Source organism: Mycobacterium sp. NGS22, from assembly GCF_059813095.1.
In genome coordinates this window covers 1-19,004 of sequence record NZ_JCALDY010000049.1, presented here as the reverse complement: position 1 = coordinate 19,004, position 19,004 = coordinate 1, and the positions used below count along the sequence as shown (strand labels likewise).

The 19,004-nt window shown below is 69.3% G+C and carries 15 protein-coding genes; 5 read left to right on the top strand and 10 right to left on the bottom strand.

The features are described from left to right. Together AC5Y47_RS25000 and AC5Y47_RS24995 are read right to left on the bottom strand one after the other, a co-directional pair. The coding region (locus AC5Y47_RS25000) for a PE family protein (protein ID WP_499946938.1) at nucleotides 1–4,498 on the bottom strand (4,498 nt) is incomplete at its 3' end. Between the two features lie 560 nt (nucleotides 4,499–5,058). Then, a complete protein-coding gene (locus AC5Y47_RS24995; RefSeq protein WP_499946937.1) occupies nucleotides 5,059–5,847 on the bottom strand; it encodes a (2Z,6E)-farnesyl diphosphate synthase in 789 nt (262 codons plus the stop codon). A 135-nt stretch (nucleotides 5,848–5,982) separates the two neighbouring features. Here AC5Y47_RS24995 and trhA point away from each other — a divergent pair, with 135 nt between their 5' ends. Then, entirely contained in the window at nucleotides 5,983–6,747 is a 765-nt protein-coding gene (gene trhA / locus AC5Y47_RS24990) for a PAQR family membrane homeostasis protein TrhA (RefSeq protein WP_499946936.1), read from the top strand. An 8-nt stretch (nucleotides 6,748–6,755) separates the two neighbouring features. On the opposite strand, the gene AC5Y47_RS24985 is transcribed toward trhA, so the two are convergent. From AC5Y47_RS24985 to mca, 4 genes are read right to left on the bottom strand one after another with little or no spacing between them, the layout of a single operon-like run. Continuing rightward, nucleotides 6,756–7,139, bottom strand: coding sequence for a nuclear transport factor 2 family protein (locus AC5Y47_RS24985; protein ID WP_499946934.1), 384 nt, complete (start codon nucleotides 7,137–7,139; stop codon nucleotides 6,756–6,758). A gap of 13 nt (nucleotides 7,140–7,152) precedes the next feature. Further along, the gene (locus tag AC5Y47_RS24980) at nucleotides 7,153–9,162 is read right to left on the bottom strand and encodes a thioredoxin domain-containing protein (protein WP_499946933.1); all 2,010 of its coding nucleotides are present in this window, start codon (nucleotides 9,160–9,162) and stop codon (nucleotides 7,153–7,155) included. After that, nucleotides 9,149–9,439 carry a hypothetical protein gene (locus AC5Y47_RS24975; protein WP_499946932.1) on the bottom strand — a complete coding sequence of 97 codons (291 nt, stop codon included), beginning with the start codon at nucleotides 9,437–9,439 and terminating at the stop codon, nucleotides 9,149–9,151. The genes AC5Y47_RS24980 and AC5Y47_RS24975 overlap by 14 nt, the downstream gene beginning before the upstream one ends. Beyond that, a complete protein-coding gene (gene mca / locus AC5Y47_RS24970) occupies nucleotides 9,436–10,308 on the bottom strand; it encodes a mycothiol conjugate amidase Mca (protein WP_499946931.1) in 873 nt (290 codons plus the stop codon). The genes AC5Y47_RS24975 and mca overlap by 4 nt, the downstream gene beginning before the upstream one ends. A gap of 79 nt (nucleotides 10,309–10,387) precedes the next feature. Between mca and AC5Y47_RS24965 the strand changes: the two genes are divergently transcribed. Together AC5Y47_RS24965 and greA are read left to right on the top strand one after the other, a co-directional pair. Further along, a complete protein-coding gene (locus AC5Y47_RS24965; RefSeq protein WP_499946930.1) occupies nucleotides 10,388–10,822 on the top strand; it encodes a DUF4307 domain-containing protein in 435 nt (144 codons plus the stop codon). A gap of 184 nt (nucleotides 10,823–11,006) precedes the next feature. Continuing rightward, the gene (gene greA, locus AC5Y47_RS24960; protein WP_036364008.1) at nucleotides 11,007–11,501 is read left to right on the top strand and encodes a transcription elongation factor GreA; all 495 of its coding nucleotides are present in this window, start codon (nucleotides 11,007–11,009) and stop codon (nucleotides 11,499–11,501) included. Nucleotides 11,502–11,597: 96 nt separating this feature from the next. Here the strand turns inward: greA and AC5Y47_RS24955 are convergent, their stop codons facing one another. The 4 genes from AC5Y47_RS24955 to AC5Y47_RS24940 form a co-directional block, all read right to left on the bottom strand. Then, complete coding sequence (locus AC5Y47_RS24955) at nucleotides 11,598–12,752, bottom strand: cystathionine gamma-synthase (RefSeq protein WP_499946929.1); 1,155 nt, start codon at nucleotides 12,750–12,752, stop codon at nucleotides 11,598–11,600. Nucleotides 12,753–12,951: 199 nt separating this feature from the next. After that, entirely contained in the window at nucleotides 12,952–13,611 is a 660-nt protein-coding gene (locus AC5Y47_RS24950; RefSeq protein WP_499946928.1) for an RDD family protein, read from the bottom strand. 41 nt (nucleotides 13,612–13,652) lie between these two features. Further along, on the bottom strand, nucleotides 13,653–15,047 hold the full coding sequence (locus tag AC5Y47_RS24945; RefSeq protein WP_499946927.1) for a cystathionine beta-synthase: 1,395 nt from the start codon (nucleotides 15,045–15,047) through the stop codon (nucleotides 13,653–13,655). Between the two features lie 106 nt (nucleotides 15,048–15,153). Next, a complete protein-coding gene (locus tag AC5Y47_RS24940; protein WP_499946940.1) occupies nucleotides 15,154–16,221 on the bottom strand; it encodes an alpha/beta hydrolase in 1,068 nt (355 codons plus the stop codon). Nucleotides 16,222–16,431: 210 nt separating this feature from the next. Between AC5Y47_RS24940 and AC5Y47_RS24935 the strand changes: the two genes are divergently transcribed. Together AC5Y47_RS24935 and AC5Y47_RS24930 are read left to right on the top strand one after the other, a co-directional pair. Next, nucleotides 16,432–17,382: an SGNH/GDSL hydrolase family protein gene (locus AC5Y47_RS24935; RefSeq protein WP_499946939.1), complete on the top strand. Its 951-nt coding sequence runs from the start codon at nucleotides 16,432–16,434 to the stop codon at nucleotides 17,380–17,382. A 77-nt stretch (nucleotides 17,383–17,459) separates the two neighbouring features. Next, nucleotides 17,460–18,677 (top strand): acetyl-CoA C-acetyltransferase, encoded by a 1,218-nt coding sequence (locus tag AC5Y47_RS24930; RefSeq protein ID WP_499946926.1) that lies wholly within the window; start codon nucleotides 17,460–17,462, stop codon nucleotides 18,675–18,677. Nucleotides 18,678–19,004: the final 327 nt, after the last annotated feature.

Sequence of the window (19,004 nt, the reverse complement as noted above, 5' to 3'; positions counted from 1 at the left end):
AGGTGGAGCCGGCAGCACCGCTACCGCCCTGGCCGCCCTGGCCGCCGTTTCCGGCGCTGCCGCCGTTACCTGCGTCACCGGAGACAGATCCGCCGGCGCCACCCGCTCCACCGTTGCCGCCCTGGCCACCGGTGCCGCCGGCGGCGCTGGCGCCACCGGTGGTGCCGGTCGCGCCATTGCCACCGCTACCGCCGTGACCGCCGTCACCGTACGAACCGCCGGCACCACCGTTGCCGCCCTTACCACCGGCCGAGCCATTGGTGAGCGCGCCGGCGTTGAAGCCGTTACCGCCGTCGCCGCCGTTGCCGCTGTTGATCGCCCCGGCGCCGTTAGTGCCGTTGTTGCCGACGGTCGAGCCGGTGCCCGCCGTGCCGCCGGTCCCGACCGCGCCTGCGTCGCCGCCCTTGCCGCCATTGCTGGCGTTGATGTTGCCCGCAGTGCCGTCGGCGCCGCGGCCGCCGTTCCCGCCGAGGCCCGCTCCACCACCGGCGCCGCCGTCTCCGGCAGCACCCACGGTGCCTGCGGTGGCAGCGCCACCGTTACCGCCTGCGCCACCGTTACCGCCGGCGCCACCAGCTCCACCGAAGCCGCCGGCCGTGGTCGGGTTCGTGGAGTTGGCGCCTAGACCGCCGTTACCGCCTTGTGCGCCTGCGCCGCCGGTACCGCCGGCACCGCCGTCACCGGACACCGTGCCGCCGGCGCCACCGTTGCCGCCGACACCACCGAAGCCGCCGGCAACCCCGGCGCCGCCGTTGCCACCCGAGCCGACCCCGGCCGCACCGGCCTTGCCCTGCAGACCCGCACCACCGGCGCCGCCGTGACCGCCGTTGCCGGCCTCCCCGGCGTCGCCACCGTGACCGCCGGCACCACCGCCGGCCTGACCGATACCGCCAGCACCACCGGCGCCGCCGTCACCAGACGTCGCACCGCCGGTGCCGCCGTGACCGCCGGCACCACCGACACCCAACGGTGACTGGCCGAGGCCGCCCGCACCGCCGATGCCACCAGTACCCGTCTCGCCGCCGGCGCCACCTTCACCGCCGGCGCCACCGTTGCCGGCCTGCGCTCCGCTGACACCACCCTCACCGCCGGCGCCACCGGCACCGGTGCCGTCGCCGGCACCACCCACGCCACCGGCACCACCGTTGCCGAGCACACCGCCGGCCCCACCGTTGCCGCCGACACCTCCGGCTGCGTTCGAGCCCGCCTCGGCGGCGTAGCCCTTGCCGCCGACACCGCCGTCGCCACCCTCGGTGGCCGCAGCGCCGGTAACGCCGTTCGGACCGCCGCCGGGCCCGCCAGTACCCTTCGCCGCACCGGCCCCGCCGGTGCCCGCGGCGCCACCCTGACCACCGGTACCGCCGTTGATGTTGCCGGAGTTGCCGTCGCCACCGACACCACCGGTGCCGCCGATGCCGGCCGCACCACCGTTACCACCGGCGCCACCGGCGCCGACTGCGCCCGCAACGCCCTTCGCCGCCGCACCGCCGGCGCCGCCGTTACCGCCGACACCGCCGACGCCACCGTTACCGCCTTGACCGCCGACGCCACCGCTTCCGCCGCCATCCAGGCCGGTCTCACCGACACCACCGGTGCCGCCCACGCCACCGACGCCACCGGCACCGCCCGCGCCACCGGCGCCACCGTTGCCTGCCAGCGAGCCGGCCGCGCCGCCGGCACCGCCGTGGCCGCCGATACCTCCGGCCTGGCCGGTGTCACCCTGCAGACCGGTGCCGCCGGTCGCGCCCTGCGCACCCACTGCGCCGCTACCACCGGCGCCACCGGCGCCACCGTTGCCGACCGAACCGCCCTTACCGCCGGCGCCGCCGTTACCGCCCGCTGCGCCGGTCACGTTGCCCGCGGCGGCGTTGTACCCGTCGCCGCCGGCACCGCCGTTGCCTCCACTGGTGGCCGCGGCGCCCGCGGCGCCATTCGCGGCAGCGACGGTCCCGTTGCCGTTCAATCCGCCGGCCCCGCCGGCCCCGACGGTGCCGGCGTTACCGCCGATCCCGCCTGCGCTGCCATGGATGCTGGTGATGGTGCCGTTTCCGCCGTGGCCGCCGTCACCGCCGAGTCCGGCGTTACCGCCGGCACCGCCGACACCGCCGACGCCCAGGTTGCCGAGCGGGTTCTGTGCGAGGCCGCCACGACCGCCGCCGCCGCCTTGGCCACCGGCGCCGCCCACCCCGCCGGTACCGCCGATCTGGGACGGGTCAGCTGCGTAGGCGCCGACTGCGCCGGTGCCGCCCTGCCCGCCAATGCCACCCTGGCCGCCGGTCCCGCCAGAGCCCGCCTTCGTCCCGGCGTCACCGCCGGCACCACCGGTACCGCCGTTGCCGCCGGTCCCACCGGCACCACCGGTTTGGGTCGGGTCGGTGCCGGTTGCGCCGATGGCGCCGTTGCCGCCGGCACCGCCCGCACCGCCGTTGCCCACCAGGCCACCGGCACCGCCGCGACCACCGTTACCGCCATTGGCGCCCGGCGTGACAGCGTTCCAGCCCGCGCCGCCGGCGCCGCCGTTGCCGCCAGTCAGCGCCGCGGCGCCCGCGGCACCACTCGCAGCTGCGCTGGTTCCGGTGCCGTTCAATCCGCCGGCTCCGCCAGCCCCGACGCTGCCGGGATTTCCGCCCTGGCCACCGACGCCACCGTTGCGGACGGTGGAGTTACCGGCACCGCCGATCCCACCGTTACCGCCGAGTCCCGCAGCGCCGCCGTTACCGCCGACTCCACCGGCACCGGTAGCGCCACCGGTGCCGGAACCCAGCGCGGTGCCCCCGACGCCGCCGGCGCCACCCTGACCGCCAAGGCCGCCGGCGCCGCCCACACCACCGGTTCCACCGGTGGCACCTGCCACGGTCGCGTCAGCACCCGTGGCGCCGCTGCCGCCGGCTCCGCCGAGACCTCCGGCACCGCCGGCGCCTCCGGCGCCGCCGTCGCCCGATATCGCGCCGCCGTGGCCACCAGCCCCACCGACACCGCCGGTGCCGCCGGTCACTCCGGTACCACCCGCACCACCGGGAAGGACCGCGTTCACGCCCGCCGCGCCGGCCACGCCGGCGCCACCCTTACCACCGGCGCCGCCGTTGCCGGTCACGCCGCCGTCGCCGCCGGCACCACCGGTCCCGCCGACCACGCCGACACCGCCGTCACCGCCCTTGCCTCCGGCGGCACTGCCGTCGCCGTTACCGCCTGCACCGCCGGTGCCACCGTTACCGGCCGATCCGGCGTTACCGCCGACACCACCGTTACCGCCGGCCGCATTCGAGCCACCTGCGGCGGTGAGACCCGCCCCGCCGGTACCACCGTTGCCACCGCCGGTGGCCGCGGCACCCGCGGCGCCGTTTGCCGCACCAAGCGAGCCCGCACCGCCCGCGCCACCGACGCCGGCGTTACCGCCCTGACCACCGGCACCGCCATCGGGAGTGCCGATGTCGCCGGCGCCGCCGACGCCGCCGTTACCGCCAAGCCCGGCCGCACCACCGGCACCGCCCACTCCGCCGGCCCCCAACAGGCCGGTGCCACCGGCCGCGCCGCCGGCGCCACCGTTACCGCCCTGACCACCGGCGCTGCCCGTCGCACCCGCGACGGTGGCGTCCGCGCCGTCACCGCCGTATCCACCTGCGCCGCCGGCACCACCGGCACCGGCCGTGCTGAACAGCGTTCCGCCGTTACCACCGGCACCGCCCGCCCCACCGGTACCACCGGCGATGAGCGACGACGGGTCACCGGTCCCGCCGGCCCCGCCGGCACCGCCCACACCGCCGGCGCCGAACATGCCGGCGTTTCCGCCAGTGCCGCCCACACCGCCGGTCAGACCGGGACCGGCACCGATGCCGCCGGCGCCGCCGGTACCGCCGTTGCCGTACAGCATCCCGCCCGAACCGCCCATACCGCCGTTGGCACCGGCACCGCCCACGCCGCCGACGCCGCCGTTGCCGAACCATCCGGCGGCGCCACCGACGCCACCGTTGGCCCCCACGCCGCCCGCACCGCCGACGCCACCGCTACCGAACAACCCGGCGGCGCCGCCGGCACCGCCGACCTGACCGGCCGCGCCGGATCCGCCTGCCCCACCGTTGCCCCACAACAGGCCGCCGGCACCGCCGGCGGCGCCGGTCCCCGCCGCGCCGTTGGCGCCGTTGCCGATCAGCGGGCGCTGGAACAGCGCCTGTGTGGGCGCGTTGATCAGATCCGTCGCGGCTTGCAACGGGTTGACGTTGGCGACCTCGGCGGCCGAGTAGGCACCACCCGCCGAACTCAAGGCCTGCACGAACTGCTGGTGAAACGTCTGGGCTTCCAGGCTCAGCGCCTGATAGCCCTGCGCGTGCGTGCCGAACAACGCGGCGATGGCCGCCGACACCTCGTCGCGGGCTGCCGGTAACAACGACGCGATGGGTGCCGACCATGCGCCGTGGGCCTCGGTGATCGACGTTCCCAAGATCTCCAAGTTCGCCGCGGCCGAGGCGAACAGATCCGGGGCAGCCACCAAATACGACATCGCTGAAACTCCTGTGGTTCATAGCTGACGAGGTCACTCGAATGGGGAATGTACATGCTCTCGACAACGAAATGCCAGAAGTTGAAACAGGAATTTTCAGATTTTTCTGGAGGGCTTATCCGGCATCCGCCCGGACGCCCGCCGCGGGCCCATCACCGAATGTTTGCCGGACAGTGTTTGAATTCATAATCATCCACTGCTGACTCATCGAGGTCTTCTCAGACAGCCGGGCATGTTATTCAGAATTAGTTGTGCTGCAACGTGTTTGACAATCTGTCAGATACCTCGAAACATAGGGCCCGGTACTGACGCAAGTTGAATACGAAATGCTTTCGGTGCTCGGAATCGTGGATGAAACAGCCTTGTCGCAAGCGGGCAACCCGCGGTATTAAAGTTTGCTAGAGGGCGTAGTTGCGGCTGCGCGGCGACGTTGTGCGCGTGACAGTTGCGGTCGCGGATGTCACGAACGACGGCACGCCGCCGCCCACGCCGACAGACCCCTTCGGGGGTAGACAGAGCGGTCTGCCAGCTAACGCCGGGACGCTATCGAACCGGATCGGCTACTTGCCGTACCGACGATGCCGCATGGTGTAGTCGCGCAGGGCGCGCAGGAAGTCCACGCGCCGAAACGCCGGCCAGTGCGCCTCGGTGAACCACATCTCCGAATAGGCGCTCTGCCACAGCAGGAATCCGGACAGACGCTGCTCCCCCGAGGTGCGGATCACCAGGTCCGGGTCGGGCTGCCCGGAGGTGTAGAGGTTCTCCGAGATGCCCTCGACAGTGACCGCCTCGATAAGCTCCTCGGCGCTGGCGCCGTTGGCGAGTTGCTTGCTCAACAGGGCCCGAACCGCGCCGACGATTTCCTGCCGTCCCCCGTAGCCCACCGCGACGTTGACGTGAAAGGTGGCGTTCTGCGGAGTGGAGTCCACCGCGTCGCGCAGTCGACGCGCCGGCTCTTCGCCGAGCAGCGCAAGATCGCCGACGGTACGCACGCTCCAGCGGTTGGCCGGCGCGCAGATCTCCTCGACGACATCGGTGATGATCTCGATCAGGGCGGTGAGCTCGTCGGCGTCGCGCTGCAGGTTCTCGGTGGACAGCAGGTAGACGGTGGTCATCTCGATCCCGGCTTCCTGGCACCACCGCAGCATCTCGGCGATCTTGACTGCCCCCATGCGGTAACCGACGCTGACGTCGTCGTAGCCCAAGCTGCGCGCCCAGCGGCGATTCCCATCGCACAAGACCGCGATGTGACGCGGCAACTCGGATCTCGTCGCGGCCAGACCCTGCCGCAGCCGCAGCTCGTACAGCCGGTACAACGGCTCCTTGAGCCGCGGCGGGACGATCTCCACGAGGATCACCCTACTGTGACGTGCGCCAGTTTCTCGGGTCGAATTCCGGCTATATCACTGAATGTCCATCAGGTTCTACTCAGCTGATTTCGCTAACCTGATATGACCCCATCGGTAGATCACAGACGAGGACAGATGAGCAGCCAAACCAGCACGCTCACCAACGCTGAGCAGGAAAAGGACGAATCCTCGCCGGTGCAGACCGCCCAGGATGCAGTCGAAGGCGCAGCGCACCAGATCGTCGAGGGCGTCGCCAAGGTCCTGACCAAGCCCCGTTTCCGCGGCTGGATCCACGTCTACTCGGCCGGCACGGCGGTCGCCGCGGGCGCCTCGCTGGTGGCGGTGTCCTGGGCGGTGGATTCCACCAAAGCCGGCCTGGCGACGATGCTCTACACCTTCGCCACCATCATCATGTTCACCGTCAGCGCCACCTATCACCGGGTGAACTGGAAGTCTGCCACCGCGCGGACCTGGATGAAGCGCGCAGACCACTCGATGATCTTCGTCTTCATCGCGGGCAGCTACACACCGTTCGCGCTGCTTGCCCTACCGGGCCACGACGGCCACGTGGTGCTGGCCATCGTCTGGGGCGGTGCGCTGGCCGGAGTCACGCTGAAGATGCTGTGGCCCTCGGCGCCGCGCTGGGTGGGGGTGCCGCTGTACATCCTGCTGGGCTGGGTCGCGGTCTGGTACACCGGGACGATCCTGCACAACGCCGGAGTCGCGGCCATGGTGCTGCTCTTCGTCGGCGGCGCGCTCTACAGCATCGGCGGCGTCCTCTACGCGGTGAAGTGGCCGGACCCGTGGCCGAGCACCTTCGGCTACCACGAGTTCTTCCATGCCTGCACCGCGGTCGCGGCGATCTGCCACTACATCGCGATGTGGTTCGTCGTCTTCTAGATCGCGTTCTAGAGCTGGGTCATGTCGGCCGCTGACCAGTAAGCCTTCATCGCGGTGACCTTGCCGCTGTCGTCGAACACCATCGTCTCGATGGGCTCGATGCGCATCGTGTGGTCGCCGATGGTGACCGTGAGCCGGAAGTGGAACGCCGCTTCGTTGCCGCAGACTCGCAGCGTCACCAGTTCGCATTCACGTTGTGCGCCTGTCACTACCGAGTAAAAACCCTGGATGGCGCGGGTGCCGATGTGCACTTCGCCGCCGACCGGATCCTCCAGCGTGGCGTCGTCGGCGTAGAACGCGGTCAGATCCGCGGCGCTGCCGTCGCTCACGGTCTTGATGTAGCGGTGCACCGTGTCGGTGATCAGCTGGACACGGTCGGCGGCGTTCGGCATGGGACGCACGCTACTACCCGGGCACGCCGAGGGCCGACGCGAGTTGGTCGGCGCCGGTGACCGGCAGATCGCAGACCCGACCGCGGCACACATAGGCGGCGTCGGCGCCGTTGACCCGGTCGCGTCCGACCAGCAGCGGCGACGAGTCCACCGGGCCGCCGGCGACGATCGCTCCGCCGGGGGCGAGCCGGCGGGCTTCGGCCAACAACGACGACGGTTCGGCGCAGGACACCGCGATCTGCAGCGGTCCGCGGACGGCCGCTTCGGCGACGGCCAGCCAATGTCCGGCTGAGCTGGGCGCGCGCGCCAGCAAGACCGAGTGGGCACCCAGGGTCGCGCCCGCGACTTGCAGATAACGCTCGGCGCGTGGCCCGTCCACCAGATGCGCCGCGATCAGCAGCGCCTCAGCGATCGACGACGCGCCGGACGGGGTGGCGCCGTCCAGCGGGTCGGTCGGCCGCAGCACCAGCTGCTCGGCGTCGTCGGCGGTGTCGAACCACCGGCCGGGCCGCTGCGGATCACCGAAATGCTGCACCGCCGCGTCCAGCAGCCCGGTGGCCGAGACAAGCCATCGCCCGTCGGCCGTGGCTTGGTAGAGCGCCGTGAGCCCGACAGCCAGCATGGCGTGGTCCTCGAGGATCGCCGCACTCTCGCCCACCACTCCACCCAGGCTGGCGCGCCGCAGCCGGCCGTGGACCACGTGCAGTTCGAGTAGCGCGCTCGCGCAGCGCCGGGCCGCGTGGACCAGCTCCGGGTCGCCGAGCGCGACGCCGGCTTCAACGAGTGCGGTGATCACCAGTCCGTTCCAGGCGGTCACCACCTTGTCATCGCGCCCGGGCTGCACCCGGGTATGCTGGGCGGCCAGCAACCGGGCCCGGACGGTCTCCAGTCGCGCCAGGTCGTCGGGGTCGCTGAGCAATTGCAGCACCGAGGTGCCGTGCTCGAAGGTGCCCGACTCGGTGACATTGAAAACCCTTGCCGCCCAACGACCGTCATCGGCGCCCAGCACCTGGGTCAGTTGCGCGGGCGTCCACACATAGGTCGACCCTTCGCGGCCGTCGGCATCGGCGTCCAGCGAAGAGACGAACATGTCGTCCGCGACGAGGTCGTCGAGCAGGAACCGAGCGGTCTGCGCCGTGATCCGGCGCGCCAGCGGGTCCCCGGTCCGCCGCGCCCAGTGCGCGTAAACCCGCAGTAGCAGCGCGTTGTCGTACAGCATTTTCTCGAAATGCGGTATCACCCAGGCGCTGTCGACGCTGTAGCGGGCGAAGCCGCCGGCCAGTTGGTCGTAGATGCCGCCGCGGGCCATCGCGTTGCCGGTGCGGGTCACCGCCTGGAGCGCGGCGGGCGACCCGGTGCGCTCGTAGTTGCGCAGCAGTGCCTCCAGCAACGCCGACGGCGGGAATTTGGGGGCGTGGCCGAAGCCGCCGTGGACGGTGTCCTGTTCGCCCAGTACGACGGCGACGGCATGGTCGCACAGTTCCGGGGCCACGTCGGGACCGCTACCGAGTAGACCGGAACTCATCGAGCGCAGCTCCCCGGCGATGTGGTCCGAAGCTTCCTCGACCTCACCGCGACGTTCCCGCCAGGTGTCGCTGATCGCCGAAAGCAGTTGCAAGAAGCTGTCTTTGGGGTAGTAGGTGCCGCAGAAGAACGGCCGGCCGTCCGGGGTCAGAAAGCACGTCATCGGCCAGCCGCCCTGCCCGGTCAACGCGACGGTGGCGTTCATGTAGACGGAGTCGATGTCGGGCCGCTCTTCGCGATCGACCTTGATGCAGACGAAGTCCGCGTTCATCGCCGCCGCGACGTCGTCGTCCTCGAACGACTCGTGCGCCATCACGTGACACCAGTGGCAGGCGGCGTACCCGATCGACAACAGAATCGGCACGTCGCGCGCGGCGGCGTCGGCCAGCGCCTGCGGCGTCCACTGCTGCCAGTGCACCGGGTTGTCGGCGTGCTGGCGCAGGTAGGGGCTGGTGGCCTGCGCGAGGGTGTTGGTGCCCGCGCCGTCAGCCGGGGTCATGAGCGGCCGGCCGCGCGGGTCCGTCGCCGTCGGACCCCGGGTCGGCGCGGTCGACCGTGTCGGTGCCGTCGTCGGCGGCCTGGTCCGGTTCCGGGTGCTGCCGGTCGAACGATTCGGGGACCTTCTTGAGCTGCCGGTTCATCGAGCGCACCAGGAAGACCGTGGCGACGACCAGCAGCACGACGATCAACAAGCCCAGCGGGCTGGCCTTGCCGAAGTCGGGGCCGGGGTTGCGGGTGCCGCCGTCTGCAATCACGGTGAGCAGAAGGGCGTTCACTGGTCCGGCTCGATTCCGGCGAACAGGTCGGTCTCGGGCAGTGCCACCGGGACCCGCGAGCGGGCCAGCTCGAATTCCTCGGTCGGCCACAGCCGCTCCTGCCACGAGATCGGGGCGGCGAAGAACTCGGCGTTCGGGTCGATCTGGGTGGCGTGCGCGAGCAGCGCATCGTCACGCTGGCCGAAATACGCCGAGCACTCCACGCGGGTGGTCACCCGTTTCTCGAAGTGGTCGTGCTCGGGCAACCAGTGCTTGAGCCATTTGTCGAACGGCCCCTTTTGGCCGTGCTTCTCGAACTCGTCCTGCAACAGCTGCATCCGGGCCCGCAGGAAACCGTGCACGTAGTAGAGCTTGGACACCGTCCAGGGTTCGCCGGCATCGGCGAACCGCCGGTGGTCACTGCCCGCCTCGTAGGCGGCGACGGAAACCTGATGGCAGCGGATGTGATCAGGGTGCGGGTAACCGCCGTTCTCGTCGTAGGTGATCATCACGTGCGGTCGGAACTCCCGGACCACCCGCACCAGCGCCTCGGTGCACGTCTCCAGCGGCGCCAGCGCGAAGCAGCCTTCGGGTAGCGGCGGCGGCGGGTCTCCTTTGGGTAGGCCGGAGTCGACGAAGCCCAGCCAGGTGTGCTCCACGCCCAGGATCTCGGCCGCTTTGGCCATCTCGTCGCGGCGGATCTCGTGGATGTGTCCGTGTACGTCGGGCAGGTCCATCGCGGGGTTGAGGATGTCGCCGCGTTCACCACCGGTCAACGTCACCACCAGCACTTGGTGACCCTCATCGGCGTACCGGGCGAGGGTCGCGGCGCCCTTGCTGGATTCGTCGTCGGGGTGGGCATGTACCGCCATCAACCGCAGCTTGCTCACGTGCTCCCTAGTGTTCGTCCGGCTCTGTCGAGTGCCACCTATAATTCCAGTTCTCCTGTACCCCACAACTCCCCAGGGCATGACTGACGATTCGCTCGAGCGTCCCGAGGCACGCTACGGCCGCACCCGCCTCTCCCGGAAATCACGGCGTTGGGTGATCCTCGGTCTGACCGCGGCGGCCCTGGCGGCGGGCATCGCCATCGCAGTCGTCGGCTACCAGCGGATCGGCACTGCCCCGGTCACCGGGACGCTGGCGGGCTATCAAGTGATCGACGACGAGACGGCCTCGGTGATCATCAGCGTCACCCGCAAGGACCCGTCGCGCCCGGTGGACTGCATCGTGCGGGTGCGGTCCAAGGACGGCAGCGAGACCGGCCGGCGCGAGGTGCTGGTGCCGCCGGCCGAGCAGGCCACGGTGCAGGTCACCGCGACCCTGAAATCCAGCAAGCCGCCGGTGATCGCGGACGTATACGGCTGCGGCACAGACATACCCGCCTATCTGCGCTCGCCGTGACCGCCCGACAAACGCCGAACTGCGGATATGTCAGTCATCATCGGTTAGCGCGGTGGTAACGTAGTCGAGTGCACGGTCCTGCTTGGGACCGTGTATTGCTGCATTAGGGGCGGGGGGACTGGCCCCGAAGCGGGATCAGTATTCACGCGAATACGCGGAACGACAAAGCAAGGAGCGCCACGAGATGACGGACACTCAGGTGACCTGGTTGACCCAGGAGTCACATGACCGACTCAAGGCCGAGCTCGATCAGCTGATCGCCAATCGTCCGGTCATCGCCGCTGAAATCAACGACCGCCGCGAAGAGGGGGACCTGCGGGAGAACGGCGGATATCACGCCGCCCGCGAGGAGCAGGGCCAGCAGGAAGCCCGCATCCGGCAGCTGCAGGATCTGCTCAACAACGCCAAGGTTGGCGAGGCGCCCAAGCAGTCCGGTGTCGCGCTGCCCGGTTCGGTGGTGAAGGTCTACTACAACGGCGACAAGTCCGACAGCGAGACCTTCCTGATCGCCACCCGCCAAGAGGGCGTCAACGACGGCAAGCTTGAGGTCTACTCGCCGAATTCACCGCTGGGTGGCGCGCTGATCGACGCCAAGGTCGGCGAAACCCGCAGCTACAAGGTGCCCAGCGGCAACACGGTCGAGGTGACGCTCGTCAGCGCGGAGCCCTACCACTCCTGAGTCCTGCTTAGGGCGCCGAGAGTGAAGCGCGCGACGCCTGAGCGGGGTGTCGCGTCGTCAGTTTCACGCTCGGCGGAGACGCAGACCGGCGGGAAGTCAGGCCAGCGCCTGTTCGAGATCACCGAGCAGGTCGGCGACGTCTTCGATACCCACCGAGAGTCGCACCAGGTCGTCAGGAACTTCCAGCTGTGACCCGGCAGTGGACGCGTGCGTCATGGCGCTGGGGTGTTCGATCAGCGATTCCACCCCGCCCAGCGATTCGGCGAGGATGAAGATCTTGGTGCCGGCACACAGCTGCTCGGCCGCCTGCCGTCCGGCGCGCATCCGCACCGACACCATGCCGCCGAAACCGGACATCTGCCGCGCGGCGACCTGGTGACCGGGGTGGTCGGGCAGGCCGGGGTACAGCACGGCGCTCACCGCCGGATGTTCGGCCAGGAATTGCGCGACGGCTGCGGCGTTCTCGCTGTGCCGCTGCATCCGCAACACCAGAGTCTTGATTCCCCGGATGGTCAGGTACGCGTCGAACGGGCCCGGCACCGCGCCCGCGCCGTTCTGCAGGAACGCGAACGCCTGGTCGAGTTCTTCGTCGTCGGTGACCAGCGCGCCGCCCACGACGTCGGAGTGACCACCGATGTACTTGGTGGTCGAGTGCAGCACGATGTCGGCGCCCAACGTCAGCGGGCGCTGCAGCGCGGGTGAGGCAAAGGTATTGTCCACCAACACTTTCGCCGACGTCTCGGCTCCCAACTGGGCGATACCGGCGATGTCGGCGATGGACAGCAGCGGGTTGGTCGGCGTCTCCACCCAGATCAACCGCGTCTGCGAAGTGATGGCTGCCCGCACCGCGTCCAGGTCTGACAGCGCCACCGGGGTGTAGGCGACGCCCCATTGCGTGAAGACCTTGTCGATCAGCCGGAAGGTGCCGCCGTAGGCGTCGTCGGGAATGACCACGTGGTCCCCGGGTCGCAACACGGCGCGCAGCACACAGTCGGTCGCGGCCATGCCGGAACTGAATGCGCGCCCGAACCTGCCGTCCTCGATCGCGGCCAGCGCGGCCTCCAACGCCGACCGGGTCGGGTTGCCGGTGCGCGCGTACTCGAACCCGCCGCGCAGGCCGCCGACCCCGTCCTGGGCGAAGGTGCTGCTGGCGTAGATCGGGGGGTTGACGACGCCGGTCGCGGGATCCGGGCGATAGCCGGCATGGATCGCCTTGGTGGCCAGGCCGGTGAAGACGTGTTCATCGCTCATCGAGGGCCAGCCTAATCGCGTCCAGCGCCGCTCGGGCATTGAGTGTGCGCCTACGGCCTTGAGCGTGAAGCTATGGCTTCCAGGGTGAAGCCAGGGCGGGAAATCGCGAATTCTCCCGCCCTGCTTGCACTTTCAAAGCCCTGTGTTCACTCTCGTCCGGCCGCGGGACCCGCATCCGGTCCGATTGACTCGATTCGGATCAGAGTGGCAGGCAGACCGTTGTCATGATCTTGTCGGCTAGGGTTTGACGCGTCTTATCCCACAACGGGAACAGGAACCCGACATAGCAGATGATCGCGTCGACGAAGTGCGCGAGCTGGCGCACCAACGACATGCTGAATCCCAGCGGGTCGCCGCTGACCTCGCTGACCACCTTGAACTTCATGATCGACTTGCCGATGCTCGACCCCGTGACGCCCTGCTTGTAGCCGTAGTTCCAAACCACGTAGGCAGCGATCGCCCCGTTTGCCACCAAATTCAGCAGCGTGGCGACGATCGAGTCGTCCGGCACGACCAGCGCTATCGCCGTCGTGATTGCACCGATGACCAGCACCGGGGCGAAATCGATCAGGAATGCAAGCGCCCGGGTTCCCCACGGGGTGTAGGACTCCGTCGGCAGCTCCCTGATCGCCGGGCCGGGCGGCGGCGGTGCGACCGCACCCGTGGGTGGTGGCGGCGGCGGGTAGCCACCGGGCGGCGGCGGTGGCGGTGCCGCACCGGCGACCGCAGGCGGATTGAATCCGGCACCGCCCCCGGCGTTCGGCGGCGGCGGAAACCCGCCCGACGGTGAGCCGCCGGACGACCCGGGCGGCGGAGGCGGGGGTGGGTAGGACCCGCCGGGGGGCGGCTGAGCGGTCATGGGCAACCTTCCGACGAGGACTAGCTGAACTTAGCGGGATACTAGCGTCGTCGCGTTCCCTCGGACAGGAAGCCCAACAGGTCGTAGCGGGTGATCACCCCGACCGGCTTGCCCTCCTCCACCACCATCAGCGCGTCCCAGTCGCGCAACGCCTTGCCTGCCGCGCTGGCCAGTTCACCTGCCCCGATCAGCCGCAACGGCGGGCTCATATGTTGCGACACCGCGTCGGCCAGCTTGGCGCGACCTTCGAACACCGCCGACAACAGTTCGCGTTCGGAGACACTGCCCGCGACCTCACCGGCCATCACCGGAGGCTCGGCGCCGACGACCGGCATCTGCGACACCCCGTACTCGCGCAGGATGCCGATGGCGTCGCGCACGGTCTCCGACGGATGGGTGTGCACCAGATCGGGTAGCGCACCGGACTTGCGCCGCAACACATCCCCCACCGTTGCCTCCGCGGCCGAGCCGTCGAGGCGGCTGCGCAGGAACCCGTACGACGACATCCAGGCGTCGTTGAAGATCTTGGCCATGTAGCCGCGTCCGCCGTCGGGCAGCAGGACGACGACCAAGCTGTCCGGTCCAGCCTGTTCGGCGACTTTCAGCGCCGCCACGACGGCCATCCCGCAGGATCCGCCGACCAGCATGGCTTCTTCACGCGCCAATCGCCTGGTCATGTCGAATGAGTCGGAGTCCGAGACGGCGATGATCTCGTCGGGCACCGCCGGGTCGTAGGCGGCGGGCCAGAAGTCTTCGCCGACGCCCTCGACGAGGTAGGGCCGGCCGGTGCCACCGGAGTACACCGAGCCTTCCGGGTCGGCGCCGATGATGCGCACCCGCCCGTCGGAGACCTCTTTGAGGTAGCGGCCCGCGCCGGTGATGGTGCCGCCGGTCCCGATGCCGGCGACGAAGTGGGTGACCTTGCCGTCGGTGTCGGCCCAGATCTCCGGGCCGGTGGTGGCGTAATGGCTAGCCGGACCCTCCGGGTTGGAGTACTGGTCGGGTTTCCACGCGCCCTCGGTTTCGCGCACCAGTCGGTCGGACACGCTGTAGTAACTGTCCGGATCCTCCGGCGGCACCGCCGTCGGGCACACCACGACCTCGGCTCCATACGCGCGCAACACGTTTCGTTTGTCCTCGCCGACTTTGTCGGGGCAGACGAATACACATTTGTAGCCGCGGCGCTGGGCGATCAGAGCCAGTCCGACACCGGTGTTGCCCGAGGTGGGCTCGACGATGGTGCCGCCTGGCTTCAGTTCGCCGCTGGCCTCGGCGGCATCGATCATCCGCTCGGCGATCCGGTCCTTGGAGCTGCCGCCGGGGTTGAGGTACTCGACTTTGGCGGCCACTACGCCCGCGCCTGGGGGGACGACGGAGTTCAGCCGAACCAGCGGGGTACCGCCGATGAGGTCACTGATGTGCTGCGCGATTCGCATGCGCCTATGGTCTCAGGCGGTTTCGCGCGGCGCCGCACTCGGGCCGACCGCTGGCCCTCGCGTCGCCTGCTGGCCCGTCGCGCCCGCTAGCCCGTGGCCTCGCCCGCTAACCCGTCGCCTCGCGGATGTACTCCCCGATCTGCCGCAACGAGCGTTCCGCCTCGGGCAGTACCGGTCCGGCGACCTGGAAGTCGTGCACCTGTCCCGGCCAGACCCGCACCTCGGCCGGCACCCCCGCCGCGGCCAGCCTGCGTGCCGCCAACTGTGCGTCGTGCAGCAACACCTCAGAGCCGGACACGTGGATCAACGTCCGCGGCAGGCCGGGTTCGATGTGCTCGAGCGGTTCGTAGATATCTTCGGGACGACCGAATTTCTTGTTCTTCGCCGCACAGCTAGCAACTAATTGACCAAGCGCGTCAAAAGCCCTGGACGGAAACATTGCGTCCGTTTTGATATTCGGATGGGCCTGCTTGTCTTCCTTTGCCAGCTGCAGCAACGGCGAGATCGCCACCAGCGCCGCGGGCTCCTCGCCTTCACGCAGCAGCCGCTGCGCGAGGGACAGCGCCAGGTAGCCGCCGGCGGAGTCGCCGGCCAGCACGATCTGCTCCGGGTCGTATCCCAGCTCGCGCAACCAGTAGTAGCCGTCGTAGCAGTCGTCGAGAGCCATCCCGATGGAATGCTTGGGCATCAGCCGGTAGTTGACGACGAGAACGGGCGCGTCAGCAAACTTCGACAGTGTCTCGACCAGTCGGCCGTGGGAATTTGCTCCACAGGTCAGGAACGCGCCGCCGTGCAGGTACAGCACGACCCGTCGGGTACCGTCGGCGGGCAGCACACCGGATGCCCGAACCAGTTGCGCGCAAGCATTTGGCAGCTTCACCTCGGCTCGTACACAGTTGGTCGCGGGCAGCAGCACGCGGGCCGCATGATCGATCAAACCCCAGGGCCAAGGCAGGTGCGGGACGTAGCTACCGGCAGCCAGAACGGGTCGTATCGTGACGCGCGTCGCAAGCGTGGCTAACCGCGCAGCGACACTTGGGCCGGCCTCGACCACCTCGACGGGTGCGCCGTCACTGATGGCAAACCTGCGGGCTTCGAGTCTACGGGCCTTCAGCGCGTCGCGCGGGCGAATCGTGACTCTGGGTGAACCGGAGACCTTACTTGGAGCGGTCATGCTCAACACTTCCTACGCCGTTGTAGTCCGATACAGCATGTGACGAGTTCGATGGTGCCGAGCTCGCAAACTTAGCTTGGCAGCCGATTACCCACTCGACATCCGTTTATTCAGTTCGATATCGCATTTGTTTCACACCGTAACCGGTTTGTTCTTCAGCTACCCACGAAATGAGCACAACAGTTCTAAACTAGATCCGTGAGCATGCGCGTGCCACGGCGTTCCACGATCGCTCTGGCCACTGCGGGTGCACTCGCCTCGACGGGCACGGCCTATCTGGGCGCACGCAACCTGCTGGTGGGTCAGGCGACGCATGTGCGAACCGTGATCCCGAAATCCTTCGACATGCCGCCGCGCGCCGACGGCGTCTACGCGCCCGGCGGTGCGCCGGTGCAGCGCTGGCGGCGGGGAACGCCGTTCGATCTGCACCTGATGATGTTCGGCGACTCGACCGCCACCGGCTACGGATGCAGCAGCGCCGAGCACGTGCCGGGCGTGCTGATCGCGCGCAAGCTGGCCGAGCAGACCGGCATGCGGATCCGGTTGAGCACCAAGGCGATCGTCGGTGCCACCTCCAAAGGTCTGGTGGGACAGGTCGACGCGATGTTCGTGGCCGGTCCGCCGCCGGACGCGGCGGTGATCATGCTGGGCGCCAACGACATCACCGCACTCAACGGGGTCGGCCCGTCGGCGCAGCGGCTGGGCTCGTGTGTGCGCAAGCTGCGCAACCGGGGCGTCGTGGTGGTGGTGGGCACCTGCCCGGATTTCGGTGTCATCACCGCCATCCCGCAGCCGTTGCGCCACCTGGCGCATACCCGCGGTTCGCAGTTGGCCCGCGCCCAAGCCGCCGCCGTGCGGGCTGCCGGCGGTGTGCCGGTGCCGCTGGCATTGCTGTTGGCACCGCGTTTCCGCAGCGGCACTCCCGAGTTGATGTTCTCCGCGGACCGGTACCACCCGTCGGCCACCACCTACGCACTGGCGGCCGAGGAGTTACTGCTGGCCATGCATCAAGCTCTGAGTGAGAAGGCCGGAATTGCGTTGCCGCCGTTGCCTTCTCGATCCACCGCTCTGGCCGGCGGCAGCAGCGAGCAGCGACGCACGATTTTGTCGCGGCTGTGGCGGCGCCAGGCAGCACCCGTCGCGGAGACGGTCGACGGGTAGCGACTAGATTTATTGCGTCTCGTCCTAGCCGGGCCGGGTGGGCGTTCCCATCTGCGCCACTCTCCGAGGGAGCCGTCATGCCCGAAGCCGTCATCGTCTCAACTGCCCGTTCACCGATCGGCCGCGCCATGAAGGGTTCGTTGGTCGGCATGCGGCCCGACGATCTGGCCACCCAGATGGTGCGCGCCGCACTCGACAAGGTGCCGGCACTGAACCCGCACCAGATCGACGACCTGATCCTGGGTTGCGGCCAGCCGGCCGGTGAGTCCGGTTTCAACGTCGCGCGCGTGGTCGCCGTGCAGCTCGGCTACGACTTCCTGCCGGGCACCACCGTCAACCGATACTGCTCGTCGTCGCTGCAGACCACCCGCATGGCGTTCCACGCGATCAAGGCCGGCGAGGGCGACGCGTTCATTTCGGCCGGTGTGGAGACGGTGTCCCGGTTCGCCAAGGGCAGCGCCGACTCCTGGCCGGACACCAAGAACCCGCTGTTCGACGAGGGCCAGCAGCGCACGGCCGCCGCTGCCGCGGGTGCCGACGAATGGCACGACCCCCGCGCCGACGGGAACGTGCCCGACATCTACATCGCGATGGGTCAGACCGCCGAGAACGTGGCCGCGCTGACCGGCATCAGCCGCGAAGACCAGGATCACTGGGGAGTACGCAGCCAGAACCGCGCCGAGGAGGCGATCAAGAACGGCTTCTTCGAGCGTGAGATCAGCCCGGTCACCCTGCCCGACGGCAGCACCGTCAGCACCGACGACGGCCCCCGCGCGGGTACCACCTACGAGAAGATCAGCGAGCTCAAGCCGGTGTTCCGGCCCAACGGCACGGTCACCGCGGGCAACGCCTGCCCGTTGAACGACGGCGCCGCCGCGGTCGTGATCACCAGCGACACCAAAGCCAAGGAACTCGGCCTGACGCCGTTGGCGCGCATCGTGGCCACGGGTGTGAGCGGGCTGTCCCCGGAGATCATGGGCCTGGGCCCGATCGAGGCGGTGAAGCAGGCGCTGGGGCGGGCGGGCATGTCGGTGAACGACATCGATTTGTTCGAGATCAACGAGGCGTTCGCAGTGCAGGTGCTGGGCTCGGCGCGCGAGCTGGGCATCGACGAGGACAAGCTGAACGTCTCGGGCGGGGCGATCGCGCTGGGCCACCCGTTCGGCATGACGGGTGCGCGCATCACCGCTACCCTGCTGAACAACCTGCAGACCCACGACAAGACATTCGGTGTGGAGACCATGTGTGTCGGGGGCGGGCAGGGTATGGCGATGGTGATCGAGCGGCTGTCATAGCTGCTTTGGCGTTGACTCTGCGTTCAGGGCGCAAAAGTGCGAGAAGGCGGCGTCCTCAGCGCAGACTCAACGCACTCCCGACCCCGCCGTCCGTTGACTCTGCGTTCAGGGCGCAAAAGTGCGAGAAGGACGCACCCTCAGCGCAGACTCAACGCACTCCCGACCCCGCCGTCCGTTGACTCTGCGTCCAGGGCGCAAAAGTGCGAGAAGGACGCACCCTCAGCGCAGACTCAACGCACTCCCGACCCCCGCCGTCCGCTGACTCTGCGTTCAGGGCACAAAGTACGAGAAGGCGGCACCCTCAGCGCAGACTCAACGCACTCCCGA

Bases quoted from the DNA above. Each gene is read 5' to 3' on its own strand.
- trhA (WP_499946936.1), top strand. From the start codon at position 5,983: ATGAGCAGCCAAACCAGCACGCTCACCAACGCTGAGCAGGAAAAGGAC.
- greA (WP_036364008.1), top strand. From the start codon at position 11,007: ATGACGGACACTCAGGTGACCTGGTTGACCCAGGAGTCACATGACCGA.
- AC5Y47_RS24985 (WP_499946934.1), bottom strand. From the start codon at position 7,139: ATGCCGAACGCCGCCGACCGTGTCCAGCTGATCACCGACACGGTGCAC.
- AC5Y47_RS24980 (WP_499946933.1), bottom strand. From the start codon at position 9,162: ATGACCCCGGCTGACGGCGCGGGCACCAACACCCTCGCGCAGGCCACC.
- AC5Y47_RS24965 (WP_499946930.1), top strand. From the start codon at position 10,388: ATGACTGACGATTCGCTCGAGCGTCCCGAGGCACGCTACGGCCGCACC.
- AC5Y47_RS24955 (WP_499946929.1), bottom strand. From the start codon at position 12,752: ATGAGCGATGAACACGTCTTCACCGGCCTGGCCACCAAGGCGATCCAT.
- AC5Y47_RS24945 (WP_499946927.1), bottom strand. From the start codon at position 15,047: ATGCGAATCGCGCAGCACATCAGTGACCTCATCGGCGGTACCCCGCTG.
- AC5Y47_RS24950 (WP_499946928.1), bottom strand. From the start codon at position 13,611: ATGACCGCTCAGCCGCCCCCCGGCGGGTCCTACCCACCCCCGCCTCCG.
- AC5Y47_RS24940 (WP_499946940.1), bottom strand. From the start codon at position 16,221: ATGACCGCTCCAAGTAAGGTCTCCGGTTCACCCAGAGTCACGATTCGC.
- AC5Y47_RS24930 (WP_499946926.1), top strand. From the start codon at position 17,460: ATGCCCGAAGCCGTCATCGTCTCAACTGCCCGTTCACCGATCGGCCGC.